Consider the following 12976-nt stretch of genomic DNA (forward strand, 5'->3'; position numbering starts at 1 on the left):
TGACCGTGCGCCGTGACGGCGCCCGGCCCCGTGAACCGCAGGAGCGTCTCCCTGGACAGGGCCCAGCCACGTACGGTGGCTGGGCCCGCTCGGCGGCGCCGTAAAAGATCTAGGGCTTCTTGCCTATGAGCTCGTAAAGGGCGTCGGAGAGCTGGTCGATCGCCCAGATCAGGTCGTCCTCGGAGACGACGATGGGCGGGGCGAGGCGGATCGTGGAGCCGTGCGTGTCCTTGGCCAGCACGCCGCGCTTCATCAGCGCCTTCGAGACCTCCCGCCCCGTGGCCAGGGACGGATCGACGTCCGCGCCCGCCCACAGCCCGCGCCCGCGCACCTCGACCAGGCCCTTGCCGATCAGCTCGCGCAGCCGGGTGTGCAGCACCTCGCCCAGCTTGGCGGCCCTCGCCTGGAACTCGCCGGTGTTGAGGAGGTCGATGACGGCGATGCCGACGGCGCAGGCCAGCGGGTTCCCGCCGAAAGTGGATCCGTGCTGCCCCGGGTGGATGACCCCGAGCACGTCCCGGTTCGCCGCGATGGCCGACACCGGCACGACTCCGCCGCCCAGCGCCTTGCCCAGGACGTAGATGTCGGGCACGACCCCTTCGTGGTCGCACGCGAACGTCTGCCCGGTCCGCCCCAGCCCCGACTGGATCTCATCGGCGATCATCAGGATGCCCTCGGCCGTGCACAGCTCCCGGATGTCGGTCAGGTAGCCGTCCGGCGGCACCAGCACCCCGGCCTCGCCCTGGATCGGCTCGACCAGCACCGCGACGGTGTTGGCGTCCACGGCCCGCCTGATCGCGTCGATGGACCCGTACGGCACGATCCGGAAGCCCGGCGTGTACGGGCCGAAGCCGTCGTGCGCCTCCGGGTCGGTGGAGAAGCTGACGATCGTGGTGGTGCGGCCGTGGAAGTTGTTCTCCATCACGATGATGTTGGCCAGGTCCGGCTCCAGGCCCTTGACCTCGTAGCCCCACTTGCGCGCCACCTTGATGGCGGTCTCGACGGCCTCGGCGCCGGTGTTCATGGGCAGGATCATGTCCTTGCCCGTGAGGTCGCCGAGCCCGGCGCAGAAGCGCGCGAACTGGTCGTGGTAGAAGGCCCGGCTGGTCAGGGTCAGCCGCTGCAGTTGCTCCTGGGCGGCCTCAATGATCTTCGGGTTGCCGTGGCCGAAGTTGAGCGACGAGTAGCCGGACAGGCAGTCCAGGTATCGCCTGCCGTCCACGTCGGTGACCCAGGCGCCGTCCGCCTCGTGGATCACGACGGGCAGCGGATGGTAGTTGTGCGCGCTGCGGCGCTCGCTCAGCTCGATCAGCTCTGCGCTGCTGGTCATGTCAGTTTTCCCCCCTGATCTCCAGTGTGCAGCACTTGGGTCCCCCGCCCGCCTTGCGCAGCTCCGAGAGCTCGACCGGGATCACCTCGTACCCCCGGCGCTTGAGCTCCAACTGCAGGTTCGAGGCCTCGGCGTTGATGACCACGTTCGTGCCGTCGCTGACCGCGTTCAGCCCGAGCACCTCCGCGTCCTCGGCCAGGGCGAGCACCGCGTCCGGGAACATCCGGCGCAGCACCTCCCGGCTGCCCGCCGAGAACGCCTCCGGGTAGTAGGCGATGTTGCGGCCGTCCAGCGGGAACAGCGCCGTGTCCAGGTGGTAGAAGCGCGGGTCCGCCAGGGTGAGCGAGATCACCGGGCGCCCCAGGTATTCCTGCGCCTCCTGGTGGGCGACCATCTCGGTGCGGAAGCCCGTGCCGGCCAGGATGACGTCGTCGAGCGTGAGGAAATCGCCCTCGCCCTCGTTCACGTGCTCCGGCTCCAGGACCGGGTAGCCGCGCTCGGCGAACCACCGCAGGTAGGCCGGGCCCTCGGGGCCGCGCTGCGGGTAGGCGAACCTGGCGCCGTAGACGCGGCCGCCCACGACCAGCGCGCCGTTGGCGGCGAAGACCATGTCGGGCAGCCCCTCGATCGGGTCGATCAGGCTGACCTGGTGCCCGAGCTCCTCGTACGCCGCTTTCAGTCCCTCCCACTGCCGGACCGCCACGTCGCGGTCCGCGCCGGTCTCGGGGTGCATCCACGGGTTGATGGTGTACTCGACCGTGAAGTAGTCCGGACGGCACATGAGGAAGTGTTTGGGCATGCAGCTCTCCGTCGAGATTTATGGATGGATTTCCTGCTCGGGGGGACGGAGACAGCCTAAGAATGCATGTTTATGCAGGCCAAGCGGTCGGCATTGCGTGTTGGCGCGGGTTCGTTGCGTGTGTCAGCCGGCGGCGGGCGATCCGTTGCGCACCACTCCGGCGGGGGCGTCCACCAGCCGCGAAAGCACGATGGAGCTCTTGGTCCGCACCACGAACGACTCGGCCGCGATGCGCTCTATCACCCGCTCCACATGGCGTACGTCCGTGGCTCTGATGTGCAATAACGCGTCCGCCTCGCCCGTGATCGTGGCCGCCGCCACCACCTCTGGGAACTTGGCCACGGCCAGCGCGATGTCCGACGGCTTGGTCTTGCCCTGGCAGAACAATTCGACGTACGCCTCGGTCGTCCAGCCGAGCGCCTGCGGCGCCACCCTGGCGCTGAACCCGGTGATCGCCCCGCTCTCGCGCAGCCGGTCCACCCGCCGCTTGACCGCCGACGCGCTCAGCCCCACCTGATGGCCGATCTCCGCGTAGGTCGCACGGGCGTCGTCGACGAGCGCCGCGATGATGTCACGATCGAGCCGGTCCAGTTCCACGCGCTCTGTATACCGCCTGGCCAGGCTGGCGCGCGACGAGCGGCGCGCGGGAGACTGGACGTTCGACGCTGCACCGGGGGATTTTCGCCAGTATGAGCACGGAAATGAGCAAGGAAATGAGCCCAGAAGTGAACACCGCAACGTTCCCCGAGGGATTCGTCTGGGGAGTGTCGACGTCGGCCTTCCAGATCGAGGGAGCGACCGCCGTCGACGGCCGCGGCCCCTCCATTTGGGACACCTTTTCCGCCGACCGTGCCGAGTCGTGCGACCATTACCACCGATATCAAGAAGACGTACGGCTGATGAAAGACCTGGGAATGGCCGCCTACCGGTTCTCGGTGAGCTGGCCCCGGGCTTTCCCCGACGGATCGGGAAAGGTGAATCCGGCCGGGCTCGACTTTTACGACCGGCTGGTCGACGAGCTGCTCGGCTCGGGCATCACGCCTTATGCGACGCTCTACCACTGGGACCTGCCGCAGGCGTTGGAGGACGCCGGCGGCTGGCCGAACAGGGACACCGCCCGGCATTTCGCCGAATACGCCGGCGCCGTGCACGACCGGCTGGGGGATCGGGTCGACACCTGGTTCACGATCAACGAGCCGTGGGTGTCGGCGTTTCTCGGCTACGGCTCGGGCATTCACGCGCCGGGGCGGAAATCGGCCGCGGACGCGTTCAGGAGCGCCCATCATTTGTTGCTCGCCCACGGGCTCGGCGCCCAGGCGTTGCGCGCGGCCGGGGCGGCGAAGGTCGGCGCCGTGCTCAACCTCTCGCCCGTGCTGACGCCCGCCCAGGTGAGCGACGTCGGCCGGCCGCTGTCGGCCGAGGACGCCGAGGCCGTGGCCAGGATCGACACTCTGGTCAACCGGCAGTTCCTCGACCCGATGCTGCGCGGCGCGTACCCGGGCGGCCTGCTGCCGATCGTCGAGCGCACGGCCGGGCTCGGCCACGTGCGCGACGGCGACCTGGAGCTCATCGCCCAGCCCGTCGACCTGCTCGGCGTCAACTACTACACGCCGCTCGTCGTGCAGGCGCAGCCCAGCGAGCCTGCCGACCCCGCCTTCCCGGGCAGCGAGGGCGTGCTCTTCTGCACCGTTCCCACGGCGGTCACGGCCATGGGCTGGCCCATCGTCCCGAGCTGCCTGTCCCTGCTGCTGCGCCGCCTGGCCACGGAGTTCCCCGGCACCGAGCTGATGATCACCGAGAACGGCGCCGACTTCGTCGACGTGGTCACCGGCGACGGCATCCATGACGTGGAGCGCATCAGCTTCGTCGAGGAGCACCTGCGCGCCGTGCGGGCGGCCGTCCAGGAGGGCGTCAAGGTCCGCGGATACCTCGTCTGGACGCTGCTCGACAACCTCGAATGGGCCGACGGCTACCAGCGCAAGTTCGGTCTCGTCCACGTCGACTTCGTCACCCAGCGGCGGCGGCTCAAGGACAGCGCGCTGTGGTACCGCGACGTCATCAAGCGCAACGGCCTCACCGAGAGCCGCCCCAAACGCCCCACTCTGGAGACCGTGGCCGCCCGCGCCCGCGTCTCCAGGGCCACCGTCTCGCGCGTGGTCAACGGGGAGGTGTCGGTGAGCCCCGAGGCCCGCGAGGCCGTGCTGCGGGCGGTCAGGGAGCTCGGGTACGTGCCCAACGCGGCCGCACGGAGCCTGGTCACCCGGCGCACCAACACGGTCGTCCTCGTCCTGTCCGCGCCCCGGCAGGGCGGCGACCAGCTCACCGCGGCCGTCGTCCAGTACGTCACGAGCATGCTGGAGGGCGCGGGCAAACAGATCACGCTCATGCTGGCCGACACCGCCGAGAGCCATCGGCGCATCGTCCAGCATGTCGAGGCCGGGTTCGCGGACGGCGTCGTGTTGCTGCCGCCCGACAGGGGCGACACGCTGACCGAGCGGCTCGCGCGCACCGGCGTGCCGATCGTGTTGCTCGGCAAGCCGGCGATCGCCTCGCTGGTGCCGTACGTGGACGTGGACAACACCGGTGGCGCGCAGGCCGCGACCCAGCACCTCCTCAGCGGCGGCCGCCGCCGCATCGGCATGGTCTGCGGCCCCATGGACCTGGTCGCCACTCAGGACCGCCTGGCCGGCCACCGGAGCGCGCTGGCGGGCGCCGGCCTGCGTCCGCTGGTGGCGCCCGCCGAGCTCAGCCGCGCGTCGGGCGCGGCGGCAGCCCGGCAGCTCCTCGGCGACGATCCGGCCCTCGACGCGATCTTCGCGGCCAGTGACCAGCTGGCCATCGGGGCGCTGCAGGCGGTGCGGGAGAGCGGGCGGCGGGTGCCGGAGCACCTGGCGATCGTGGGCTTCGACGACATCGACGCCGCCTCGGTCACCACGCCCGCGCTCACCACCGTCCGCGTCCCGGTCGCCGACCAGGCGCTGGCGGTCGCCCGGCTGCTGCTGTCCAGGCTGGAGCGCCGGCACACCGAGTCCGTGGTGCTGCCCACCCGCCTCGTGATCAGGGACTCCGCCTGACCACTGTCGTCACTCGGCGCGGGCCGCGGTCAGGAGCGGGCGCGGCGGCGGAGCACGATGCGCTCGGCCCAGCTGGCCGCCTCCGGGTCCTTGAGCCCTTCGACGACGCCACCGAGGTACGCCGTCGCCAAGCTGTCGAAGCCGCTGTCCAGCTGCCGCAGCCGGCTGGCCCTGCGCCGCTCCACCGCCTGCAGGTATTGGGCGATGCTCTCGGCGTACCCGGCGTCGTGCTGGTACGCGGCCTGGGCGGCGGCGCAGGCGGCGGCCTCGGCGTCGCGTTTGGCCCGCAGCTCCCGCAGCCGGCGATCGTTCGGATTGTGCATCCGCCGCCCCAGGTCGGCGGCGATCAGCGCCGTGGCGATCAGCAGCGCCAGCAGCAGGATCATGGTGGGGAGCTGGCCGACGCCGTCCGACGTGGGCCCGATCTCCTGACCGTCCACGACCAGCGGCTTGACCAGGGCATCCCGGCGCAGCACGGCCACGGCGACGATGAGGCCGAGCCATACGACCGCGACGCCGATCAGCAGCCAGCGGCCCTTGGCCGAGCTGCCGTGCTCCTGCCAGGACCGGAACGCCCTGCCGTACATGTGCGGGGCCACCAGCATGATCAGCGCCGCGCCCGCGGCCAGCAGCGCGGTCATCGCCACGCTGTCGCCCCAGCTCAGGATCACCTGGTAGAGGATCGGCACCTCGACGATCAGCAGGAGCAACAGGAGGAGGGCGGCGGGCAGCCAGCGGCGGATGACCGGCCAGTGGCTGCCGGAGATCGCGATCGAGCTGGGCCGTCCGTCACCGGGCCGCCTGCTCGGCTGCTCCAGCTCCGTTACCCGGCGCTGGCTGTCCTCCAGCGCCTTGCGGGCCTCGCCGAACGTGCGCTGCGACTCGGTGAGCCTGATCTTCTGGGACTCGAACTCCGCCCGCGCCCGCTGGACCTCCTGCTCGGTGCGCTCGTCGAGTTCGGCCAGCTCGGCCAGCCGCTCGTCCTCCAGCTCGTGGAAGCGCGGCACGCTGCCGGTCTGGAGCGTGAGCGTGTCGATCTGGCCCCCGGCGGCGTGCGCGCGGCCCAGGTCCCGCTCCTCGCGGCGGCGGCGCGGCCAGTCGGGCAGGCGGTAGAGATCGCCGTCGTACGCGACGGCAGGCGTGATGCGGGTGACCTGGCCAGGCTCAAGAGGTTCGTCCTGCTTGCGGCGTAAGAAGCGCATCGGGCCTCCAACGAGGGTCCTGCCATCGATGCTAGCCGCGTGGACGGGGGATCGCGGGGGAAGAATGGCGTGGTGAGCGAATTGCCGGTTATCGATGTCGCGCCACTCCTCACCGAAGCCCCGCACTCCGGCAAGCGTGCCGTCGCGGACGCCATCGGCGCCGCCTGCCGGGACAGCGGCTTCTTCCCCGTCGGCGGGGAGCTCACCTCAGGACGCCCCGACCTGAAGGAGGGCATCTACTTCGGGGCCGAGAAACCTCCGGGACCGCTCCCGCTGCACGGCCCCAACCTGTTCCCCGCCCAGGTGCCCGAGTTGCGTGACGCGGTGCTCGAATACCTCGACAGGATGACCGCGCTCGCCCAGTCCGTCATGTCGGGCGTCGCCCTGAGCCTCGGCCTGGACGAGGACTACTTCCGCACCGGCTACACCGCCGACCCGACCATCCTGTTCCGGATCTTCCACTACCCGCCCGCGCCACCGGACGACGCCGGCACCTGGGGCGTGGGCGAGCACACCGACTATGGCCTGCTCACCCTCCTCCTCCAGGACGACAACGGCGGCCTCCAGGTCCGCACCCCGCGCGGCTGGATCGAGGCGCCGCCGGTGCGGGGCACGTTCGTCTGCAACTTGAAGTGCTCCCACGGATGAATGAATCCGAGGGATTCCAGCCGTCCCAACCGTGCGGCTATGCGCACGGTCGCGACGCTGTTGCTTGGCGGTTCACCTTCCGGCCCCGCTTGCGCGGGTTTCCACGCCCCAACACGCGCTCCCGGTCTGAGCAGCACGTGCTCCGCCCTCCCGGCGGTGAGTAACGGCCGAGCAGGTGGCTTGGCTATCGCTCACCTGTTCGGCCACCGATAACGTTATCGGCACACAACGTAACGCCGCAAGTCGTTTCCGTTACTCCATGCTCGAGCCTCAGGAGGTCGAGAACGTGAACCAGTTGACGTTGACGAAGTCGGCCGGCTGCCCGCTGCTGAAGGTCAGGTAGACGGTGTGCGTCCCGGTGACGCCCGAGATGTTCGCCGGCACCGTACGCCAGCTCTGCCACCCGCCCGTGTTGGCCAGGGCGAAGTCGCCGATGGGCGCGGAAGTGGGGCTGTCCAGCCGCACCTGCACCAGCCCGCTCACACCGGCCGCCGCCCCTGAGGCCACCCGTGCCCTGAACTGCCTGGCCGCCTCGGTGCCGAAGTTCACCCCGTCGAAGCGCAGCCAGTCGCCGTTGGAGATCGCGCCGACGTTCTGCCCGCCGCCCGTGTCGGTGGTCGTCTCGACGATGGTGCCCGACTGGCCCTGGTAGCGCTCGGCCTGGATGGTGGAGCGGGCGTCGACGCCGCCCGGCGGGTCGGTCGGGCCGGTGGTGCCGCTCTGCCACACCGCCACGTAGTCCACCACCATGGGACGCCCGGGCACGGTCGCCGCCGTCGGCGTCTGGCCGCCCAGCGCGTTGGGGAACGCCCCGCCCATCGCCACGTTGAGCAGCAGGAAGTATCCGGCGTGGCCGGTCATGTCGTTCCAGGTCGTGGCGTCGAACTGGGATTGGCTCACGCTGTGGAACTGCTGCCCGTCCACGTACCACCGCAGCTGGTTGGGGCTCACGCTGCGGTCCCACTCGAAGCGGTAGGTGTGGAAGGCCGACTGGCAGGTGGCGCCGGGGCAGGCGCGGCTGGCGCCGAGCCCGGTGGTCTCGTTGCACGGCCCGCCCGGGTTGACGCCGCAGTGCAGCACGCCCCAGACGGAGTTGATGCCGTTGACGTTCTCCATGATGTCGAACTCGCCGATGGCCGGCCAGTTCCAGTAGTTCCCCCGGTACGGGGACCCGAGCGCCCAGAACGCCGGCCAGTAGCCGAGCGCGGCGTCGCCGGTCACGTTCGGCATCTGGACGCGGCCCTCGATGCGCAGGATGCGCCCGTCGGCGGGCTTGAAATCGGCCCGCCGGGTCTCGATCCTGGCCGAGGTCCACTCGCCCGAGCCGCTGCGCAGGGGCGTGATGCGCAGGTTGCCCGCACCGTCGAGGCTGAGGTTGGAGGTGCTGGAGGTGTAGTTCTGGATCTCGCCGGTGCCCCAGTTGGCCGGTCCGCCGGGGTACGAGTGTCCCGTGTCGATGATCCAGTTCGCCGAGGAGGGCAGGGTGCCCGCGGAGCCGTTGAAGTCGTCGGACCAGACCAGTGACCAGCCGGACGGGGTGGGAGGGACGGCGGCCGAGGCGCTGATGGCCGCCTTGACGAGCAGGCCGGCCACGGCCGCGAGCACCACGGCGACGGCCGCGAGGCGGCGCCGGTGCCTGTTTGTTGTTGTCATCGTCGCTCCAGTGGGGGTGCGGGGGCGTCAACGGGGGCGAGAGAGCGCTCTCTCAAGCGATGTGAACACGAGCTTTACTCTCTGTCAAGATCCCGATCTGCCGGGTGTGAGAGCGCTCTCGACCTGGGTTGCCTAGAGCAGGTCCACCGTGGTGGCGCCGGCCGACTCGAACGCCTCTCGCCAGAAGCTCTCCAGCAGGGGGAACCGGTCGGGGCTGGACGTCTTCTTCCGCAGGAAGCCGTGAACGGCCACCGTGTACCCGGTCATGTCGGGCATCAGCCGCGTGTCGCGTAGCTCTTTGATCTTCTGCTTGCGGCCGTTCTCGCTCAGGTCCAGTTGGTTGATGTTCAGGTCGCCCCGGTTGTTGATCAAATCGCTGAACACGATGATCTGGTGCGCCTTGTCCGGCTGGCGCTGGGCGCTGAGCTGCTTGACCAGGTAGCGCAGGGCGCCCAGCACGTCCGAGCCCTCGCCCTCGGCCGGGCAGTCGAACAGCTGCGTCGCCCGCGGGAGGACCTGCGTGATGCGGTGCGCCCTGACGCGGTCCTCGACGACCGGGTTCTCGTTGGGGTTCTCGGCCCGGGTGGCGGCGATGGCCACCGGGTCCTGGCGGCACGTGCTGCTCTCGGAGCTTCCCGTGACGGCCGCGAAGGCGATCCAGTCGCAGGTCTGGGCGAAGGCGGGCAGCTTGGAGGTGACGTCGTTCCTGGAGGTGCCGGGGTCGGCGTAGCTGGTCGAGTCGACGATCACGCCGCAGATGCCCCTGGCCTCCGTGCCGCATGCCGCCACGCCGCCGGCGATCAGCGCGACCACCGCCGACGCCGCTGACAGCCGGCGTGCCGGCCGGGGCCGCGTGCCCGAGGGCACGCGCCGCCCGGGAGCCCCCTCGCCGCGACCGTCCTCCGCCATCACGCGTCCTCCCTGTCGTCCGGCGCGGTCGCCGCCGGGCCGGGGGAGAGCTGGCGGCGGTGCTCGGACGGCAGCTCGCGGGGCAAGACCTCCGCCCGCCACACCTCGATGCGATCCTCCACCTCGCGCAGGATCCGCCCGATCTCCTCACGCCCCGACAAGGCCGTGGCCGTGTCGCCCGTGGGTTCCGTCGCGATGACCTCGCCCTTCCACAGCGACGGGACCTCCTCCTTGCGCGGGTGGGCCCGCAGCACACCGCCCTTGTACGCGGCGATGAGCTGCTCGGCCCTGGCGTGCACGGCCTCCACCTCGTGGTCGCGGTCGATCAGCGCGCTCTCCCACTCCTGGGTGAGATGCTCGATGAGGGCCCTGGCCCGCTGCACCTTGGCGTCGGCCTCCTCGACCACGCCCCGCCGCCGCGACTCCGCCCGCCGCGCCCTCGCCTCCGCGATCGAGATGAACGCGTCCACCGGCCGCTCGTCCAGACCGGCCGCGGGTTCATGCCCGTTCGCGGGGGGCGGCGGCTCGGGCCGCGTGTCGCTCCTGCCCAGCTCCCGCAGGATCTCCTCCCGCGCCCCCGCCGCGCGCTCGAGCAGCGCCGTACGGGTGGCCGCCAGCCGCCGGTCGACCTCGGTGATCTGCTCCCGGGCCCGGGCCCGGATCTCCGTCACGTACGCGGGCTGGAACTCCGGATCCGTGAACTCGCCCAAGGGGTGCTGCCGAGCGTCCCGCATCCCCTGCCGCCGCGCCTCCTCACGATCGGCCAGCGGGTCGCCCCGCTTGAACAGTCGCGACAAGAACGCCATCCGCGTCTCCTGGCTCCGGCCGGACCGGAACCCGGCCCGAGTGTGCCTGGATCCCAGACTAATCGGCCATTCGCGATATGGGGTCAGGAAGCCCTGGACCGCCAGACGGTGCCCGTCCGGCCACGGAGGAGGCCGCACAGGATGGAAAAGCGAACGGCGCCGCACAGTGGTGCGGCGCCGTACGAGATCACAAACAGTCAGCCTTTTTCCGCCTCGCCGGTGGCTTGTTCCATGGCGTCCTCGGGGGAGGCCTCCAGGTCCTGCTCGGCGTCCGCACCCGCCTGGGCCGAGGCCTTGTCGAGACGGACCCAGCTCGTCACGCTCTCCACCGCGAACAACACGAACAGGTACGCCGTCAGCACCGCCAGCACGGGCGTCACGATGTCGAGCGCCGCGCCCACGCCGATGATCAGCAGCCGCAGCTCCCAGCCGAGCCCCGCCCGGAACACCCAGGCGGGCGGCCAGATGCTCTGCCGCGTCCGGTAGACGGTGTCGTAGGTGTGGTAACCCACGACGTACACCAGCACGAACAGCAGCCACTTCGGCGCGTCGGCGGCCAGGCCGATCGCGATCACGGTGAGGAACTCGGTGCCGCGCAGCAGCGGCGGCGTCAGCCAGTCGAAGCGGCCCAGGTGGTTGCGCGGCGTCGTGGGCAGCACGAGCAGCAGGGCGATCGCCACGGGCACGAGCAGGATCGGGCCGGGCCGGAGGACGCCGGCGGCCGTGATGGCCGTGATGGCGACGAGGGCGGCGAGCGTGGCCGGCACGGGCGGCAGCCCCGGGCCCATCCGTCCGGCCAGCACGCCCGCGAGGGGACCGTCGTCGCGGTAGGCGAGCAGGCGGGCGGTCTGGATGCGGCGGCGTTCCTCGTCGGGATCCGGCGTGGGGGTGGCCATGGCCTGCGGTTGGGTGATCATACGAGGGACCTCATCAGGCGTCCGGTAAGGGTGTAGGCGGCGGCGACGGAGCCCCAGATCACCAGCGTGAGGAAGGTGATCCGGGCGTCGAAGAGGGCGGCGGTGATCGCGATGGCCGCGAACCGCTCGCCGATGGGGAACACGATCATCTTGCGCGCCCAGTGGACGGCGCGGAACTTGCCGGCCTTGGTCCACATCTTGAGCACGCCACGCAGGCCCTGGCTGCGCTCCACCTTACGGCGGGTCAGCGCCGCGCGCAGCTCGCGGTCGTCAGGGGCGTCCAGCGGCAGGGTGGGCAGCTGGCCGGGCGGCTTGCGGCGGTTGGAGATGCCGAAGGAGAAGTCGAGCAGGTGGCGCACCGACTGCAGGCCGAGCGCGGCCAGCGCCAGGATCCAGATGTCGTCGCCGTTGCCGGAGACCACCCAGCCGACGGCCAGGCCGGCGAAGACCACGTATTCCTTGAACCGGTCGAACGTGGCGTCCAGCCACGCCCCGAGCACGCCGAACTTGCGGGCGTAGCGGGCGACCTGCCCGTCGACGCAGTCGAAGACGAACGCGAAATAGATCAGCACTCCGCCCAGCACCATGAAGGGGCGGTCGCCGGTGGCGAAGCAGGCGGCCGCGGCGATGCCCAGCGCGATCGAGATCAGCGTCACCTGGTTGGGCGTCAGCCCGCGCCGGGCCGCCCAGCGGGCGATGAAGCGGGAGTAGGTGGAGACGAAGTACGTGGTGAAGAAGCCGTCGGCGCCCTTGACCGCGTTGTTGAGCCGGGCGCGGTCCTCGTCCATGCCGGCCATCTCGGCGCCGGCCTCGTTGACCTCCTCCTGGGTGGCGACCCGGCGGTAGAAGAGGTCGCGGCGGCCGCGGATGCCGACCGACACGCCGCCCCGCACCAGGCCGAACACGATCAGCTGGACGAGGTCGTCGTCCGGGCCGAACGTGTGGGCCAGGCCGGCCAGCTCGCGGCAGGTCTGCGCCAGCACGGGGGCGTTGCGCGCGCTGAGGTGCAACGGGCCGAGCATCACCGCGTTGGGCCTGGTCACGGCATGGGTCGCGGTGCCTGCCGACACCACGCGCGACTTGCCGACGCGGGCGCGCACGGGCAGTCCCTCGACGAGGTTGAGGCCGATCTCCGGCTCGGCCTCGTCGATCGGGACGCTGTCCTCCTGAGCCTCCTGTGCCTCTTCCTCGGTGATCTCGGGACGCGGCTCCTTCGCCACGAGCGCCAGCGCACCGCGTTTGGTCTTGGTGATCTGGTAGATCAGCTCGTCATGGACGACCGAGTTCTCCGGGATGATGAGCAGGCTCTCCGTCGCCGATTCTGCGATGTCGGCCAGTGACCTCAGCGCGGTGGCCACGTCGTCTGACGCGATCGTGGCAAGCCGCGGGTCGAGGGAAGTGAGCTGGCTGCGCAACCGCTCGCCGACGGTGGGATTGCCGGGCAGCGCGGCCAGTCTCAGGCCGGTCGGAGAGGTGTCGGGGCCGGGCGAGGCGCCTAGCAGGACCACGCGGGTCATGACTCCCTTTCGAGGCGGTATCGGGGGGTTGAACAACGGGTGATGCGGGGACAGACGTCAAAGTCTAGTGAGGATCACGCAAAGTCGCGTCAACAGAGCATGCCCGTAACGCCGAACCCCC

The 12976-nt window shown here is 70.7% G+C and carries 11 protein-coding genes; 2 read left to right on the forward strand and 9 right to left on the reverse strand.

Going from position 1 to position 12976, the window contains the following annotated elements:
* Positions 1-109: 109 nt before the first annotated feature.
* The 3 genes from rocD to ACIBX3_RS13345 all read right to left on the reverse strand — a co-directional run bounded on the left by rocD (position 110) and on the right by ACIBX3_RS13345 (position 2726).
* Positions 110-1330, reverse strand: coding sequence for an ornithine--oxo-acid transaminase (rocD, locus tag ACIBX3_RS13335; RefSeq protein ID WP_397116441.1), 1221 nt, complete (start codon positions 1328-1330; stop codon positions 110-112).
* Between the two features lies 1 nt (position 1331).
* The gene (gene ddaH / locus ACIBX3_RS13340; protein ID WP_397116443.1) at positions 1332-2129 is read right to left on the reverse strand and encodes a dimethylargininase; all 798 of its coding nucleotides are present in this window, start codon (positions 2127-2129) and stop codon (positions 1332-1334) included.
* Between the two features lie 123 nt (positions 2130-2252).
* Positions 2253-2726 (reverse strand): Lrp/AsnC family transcriptional regulator, encoded by a 474-nt coding sequence (locus tag ACIBX3_RS13345; protein WP_397116445.1) that lies wholly within the window; start codon positions 2724-2726, stop codon positions 2253-2255.
* Positions 2727-2854: 128 nt separating this feature from the next.
* Between ACIBX3_RS13345 and ACIBX3_RS13350 the strand changes: the two genes are divergently transcribed.
* A complete protein-coding gene (locus tag ACIBX3_RS13350; RefSeq protein WP_397116447.1) occupies positions 2855-5203 on the forward strand; it encodes a GH1 family beta-glucosidase in 2349 nt (782 codons plus the stop codon).
* Between the two features lie 29 nt (positions 5204-5232).
* On the opposite strand, the gene ACIBX3_RS13355 is transcribed toward ACIBX3_RS13350, so the two are convergent.
* Positions 5233-6405 carry a hypothetical protein gene (locus tag ACIBX3_RS13355; RefSeq protein WP_397116449.1) on the reverse strand — a complete coding sequence of 391 codons (1173 nt, stop codon included), beginning with the start codon at positions 6403-6405 and terminating at the stop codon, positions 5233-5235.
* A gap of 72 nt (positions 6406-6477) precedes the next feature.
* Here ACIBX3_RS13355 and ACIBX3_RS13360 point away from each other — a divergent pair, with 72 nt between their 5' ends.
* The gene (locus ACIBX3_RS13360) at positions 6478-7053 is read left to right on the forward strand and encodes a 2OG-Fe(II) oxygenase family protein (RefSeq protein WP_397116451.1); all 576 of its coding nucleotides are present in this window, start codon (positions 6478-6480) and stop codon (positions 7051-7053) included.
* A 270-nt stretch (positions 7054-7323) separates the two neighbouring features.
* On the opposite strand, the gene ACIBX3_RS13365 is transcribed toward ACIBX3_RS13360, so the two are convergent.
* The 5 genes from ACIBX3_RS13365 to ACIBX3_RS13385 all read right to left on the reverse strand — a co-directional run bounded on the left by ACIBX3_RS13365 (position 7324) and on the right by ACIBX3_RS13385 (position 12855).
* The gene (locus ACIBX3_RS13365) at positions 7324-8706 is read right to left on the reverse strand and encodes a glycoside hydrolase family 16 protein (RefSeq protein ID WP_397116453.1); all 1383 of its coding nucleotides are present in this window, start codon (positions 8704-8706) and stop codon (positions 7324-7326) included.
* A gap of 132 nt (positions 8707-8838) precedes the next feature.
* Positions 8839-9615, reverse strand: a complete 777-nt coding sequence (locus ACIBX3_RS13370; RefSeq protein ID WP_397116455.1) for a hypothetical protein — start codon at positions 9613-9615, stop codon at positions 8839-8841.
* The gene (locus ACIBX3_RS13375; RefSeq protein WP_397116457.1) at positions 9615-10421 is read right to left on the reverse strand and encodes a hypothetical protein; all 807 of its coding nucleotides are present in this window, start codon (positions 10419-10421) and stop codon (positions 9615-9617) included. Before ACIBX3_RS13375 ends, ACIBX3_RS13370 begins: the two co-directional genes overlap by 1 nt.
* Before the next feature lie 197 nt (positions 10422-10618).
* Positions 10619-11338 carry a DUF5941 domain-containing protein gene (locus tag ACIBX3_RS13380; protein WP_397116459.1) on the reverse strand — a complete coding sequence of 240 codons (720 nt, stop codon included), beginning with the start codon at positions 11336-11338 and terminating at the stop codon, positions 10619-10621.
* Positions 11335-12855, reverse strand: a complete 1521-nt coding sequence (locus tag ACIBX3_RS13385) for a CDP-alcohol phosphatidyltransferase family protein (RefSeq protein WP_397116461.1) — start codon at positions 12853-12855, stop codon at positions 11335-11337. Before ACIBX3_RS13385 ends, ACIBX3_RS13380 begins: the two co-directional genes overlap by 4 nt.
* Between the last annotated feature and the right edge of the window lie 121 nt (positions 12856-12976).

This window comes from Nonomuraea sp. NPDC049480 (assembly GCF_044465905.1).
Classification (GTDB): domain Bacteria; phylum Actinomycetota; class Actinomycetes; order Streptosporangiales; family Streptosporangiaceae; genus Nonomuraea.

What these genes read in the sequence shown, in the direction of transcription:
- ddaH (WP_397116443.1), bottom strand. Translation starts at nt 2,129, where the DNA reads ATGCCCAAACACTTCCTCATGTGCCGTCCGGACTACTTCACGGTCGAG.
- ACIBX3_RS13355 (WP_397116449.1), bottom strand. Translation starts at nt 6,405, where the DNA reads ATGCGCTTCTTACGCCGCAAGCAGGACGAACCTCTTGAGCCTGGCCAG.
- ACIBX3_RS13380 (WP_397116459.1), bottom strand. Translation starts at nt 11,338, where the DNA reads ATGATCACCCAACCGCAGGCCATGGCCACCCCCACGCCGGATCCCGAC.
- ACIBX3_RS13365 (WP_397116453.1), bottom strand. Translation starts at nt 8,706, where the DNA reads ATGACAACAACAAACAGGCACCGGCGCCGCCTCGCGGCCGTCGCCGTG.
- rocD (WP_397116441.1), bottom strand. Translation starts at nt 1,330, where the DNA reads ATGACCAGCAGCGCAGAGCTGATCGAGCTGAGCGAGCGCCGCAGCGCG.
- ACIBX3_RS13385 (WP_397116461.1), bottom strand. Translation starts at nt 12,855, where the DNA reads ATGACCCGCGTGGTCCTGCTAGGCGCCTCGCCCGGCCCCGACACCTCT.
- ACIBX3_RS13375 (WP_397116457.1), bottom strand. Translation starts at nt 10,421, where the DNA reads ATGGCGTTCTTGTCGCGACTGTTCAAGCGGGGCGACCCGCTGGCCGAT.
- ACIBX3_RS13370 (WP_397116455.1), bottom strand. Translation starts at nt 9,615, where the DNA reads ATGGCGGAGGACGGTCGCGGCGAGGGGGCTCCCGGGCGGCGCGTGCCC.